We start from the raw sequence: 1,399 nt of genomic DNA on the forward strand, positions 1-1,399 counted from the left end.
TGTTTTTCTTTTTTTTATTTTTTTATTGAATTTGCAATTTTGATAAAGTCTTCTTCTTTAATGTTCTTTGTATTTGAAGACATAATATAAGAGAATTCTTTTGATTGGAATTGAAAGGTTAAGAAATCTTTTTCTTTTACTATTTTATATTGTTTATTATCTTTAAATTTTACTATTTTATCTGGTTTAGTAATAGGTATATGATTTTTTGAAGGGTACACTAAAATAAAGAAAAGCTCACCAGAGTCTTTATTAACATTTAGATTTTGTTTTATCAAATTGACCAAAAGTATGTGTTACTTTGAAAGGTATATCAGTTTGTTTAGGTATATTATTTATAGTACTTTTATTGTTTTTTTCAAAAGAATTTATAGCTTCTTCAATAGATGTATATCCAGCATCTTTGTATATTTTCTCAAAATTATCATTATTTCCTTTTCCATAAGTAGAGGTTACTACAAAAATTAAACAAAAAAATATTAAAACAAATATTTTTTTTCCCATATTTTCATCCCTTTTATTTTTATCTTATCTCTCATCTAATAAAAATATTCCAAAAAAATACAAAACAAAAAGGAATTTTAAGGAATTATATAGAAAATATTTCATTGAGTATAAGTTTATTCAAATAAAGGGAGTGTATGTAATAAAAAAAAGGTTGTTGAAGATTGCTAGTAGTATTCTGATTTTAATTTCTTTTATTTTTACTATCCAATTAGAATCAGCATCAGCATATTTTACATGCAGTGGAAGTCAATGTGCTAGTGTAAGAATGTATTATGGGCAGCAAGTGTTTGCTTCTACAGTTCCTGTAACTTTTAGAGCTGGGTAAACTATTAGGTATGATTGGGACAATGACGAACCAGGTATAATGCAAGTTGATTTTGGAGTGTATAAGAGTGGCAAATTAGTTTCAAAAAGATTAGTTGCACCAGGTCGAGTTGGTAGTAACTGGGGATATTATACTGTTCCTACAACTGGTGACTATTATTTAGTTGCAAGGTGTGAGGGTGGTAATGATAATAGATGTGCAGGTGGAGGCAGTATATCTAAAAATTAGTTAGTCTGAAATGGCTTTCTCTCCTTTTTTTTAGAAATCGCCCTTTATTTTTTACCTAAAATCTTAAAAAACGCCATATAATATGGATGTTTAAATGCTATATTAATAACCGACCTCGTAAAGGTTGGCTTAAAAGCAAAGGGGCTATTTTTTTTGGTTTTTTTCCCTTGTTTTAGGGTGGCTGGTGCAGGCTGGGGGTTTGGGGGAAACCCCCACATTGCGTAGATTCATAAGGCAAAAGAGCAAAAATTACGAACGGAAGCACTGGCGGTTTTGGCGGTACAATGGCTCGAGCAAGCCGATTATCTGAGTTCCTCGTTTTAGGTACGTCGGCTTGGC

General features: G+C 30.3%; 1 protein-coding gene. It reads right to left on the reverse strand.

Going from position 1 to position 1,399, the window contains the following annotated elements; all coding sequences use genetic code 11:
* Window positions 1–252: 252 nt before the first annotated feature.
* A complete protein-coding gene (locus tag CWS20_RS27670) occupies window positions 253–504 on the reverse strand; it encodes a hypothetical protein (RefSeq protein ID WP_066200406.1) in 252 nt (83 codons plus the stop codon).
* Between the last annotated feature and the right edge of the window lie 895 nt (window positions 505–1,399).

It is taken from the genome of Cytobacillus horneckiae, assembly GCF_002835735.1.
Classification (GTDB): Bacteria; Bacillota; Bacilli; order Bacillales; family Cytobacillaceae; genus Cytobacillus; species Cytobacillus horneckiae.

Coding starts and splice junctions, on each gene's coding strand:
- CWS20_RS27670 (WP_066200406.1), bottom strand. CDS start 504: ATGGGAAAAAAAATATTTGTTTTAATATTTTTTTGTTTAATTTTTGTA.